The organism is Streptomyces jumonjinensis (assembly GCF_009600885.1).
Lineage (GTDB): Bacteria > Actinomycetota > Actinomycetes > Streptomycetales > Streptomycetaceae > Streptomyces > Streptomyces jumonjinensis.
This window is the reverse complement of the sequence record NZ_VCLA01000207.1, coordinates 8,819-9,473: the sequence shown is the minus strand read 5'-3', so window position 1 is coordinate 9,473 and position 655 is coordinate 8,819. Positions and strand designations below refer to the sequence as shown.

Here is a 655-nt window from a genome sequence, read left to right as displayed (position 1 = left end):
CTGGCTCAGCCGCACATCCGGATCGGCCGCCACCTGCTCCAGCACCCGCACCAGACGATCCGCCAGGGCTCGGACGGTCCTCTCCTCGAACAGGTCCGTCGAGTACAGAATCGACCCGCTCAACCCCGAGGGCTGCCCAACCGCGCTGCGCTCTTCGGCGAAGTCGACCGACAGGTCGAACCGAGCCGCCGCGTCCGACTGTGAGGGCAGTGGGCTGACCTCAAGACCCGGCAGCTGCCACTGCACCGACGGGACGTTCTGGAGGGCCAGCATCACCTGGAAGAGCGGGTTCCGAGACAGCGAACGCGCCGGGTTCAGTACCTCCACCAGGCGCTCGAACGGCACATCCTGATGCGCGTAGGCGGAGAGGTCCGTCTCCCGGACCCGCCCCAGCAGTTCGGCGAACGACGGATCGCCGCTGACATCCGTCCGCAGTACCAGCGTGTTGACGAAGAAGCCCGCCAGACGATCCACCGCCGGGTGCTCGCGGCCTGCCGTGGCCGTGCCCATCGGGATGTCGTCGCCTGCGCCCATGCGCGACAGCAGGACGGCCATCGCGGTGTGCACGACCATGAACATCGTCGCCTGACCGCGTCCCGCGACCTCCACCAGACGGGCGTGTGCGTCCGCGCCCACCCGGATCGGGACTCTGCGG

Annotated in this window: 1 protein-coding gene; it reads right to left on the bottom strand. The window is 69.2% G+C overall.

Translation table 11 applies throughout. From position 1 onward, the window contains the following. The coding region (locus tag FF041_RS38670) for a condensation domain-containing protein (protein WP_267133264.1) at positions 1–655 on the bottom strand (655 nt) is incomplete at both ends.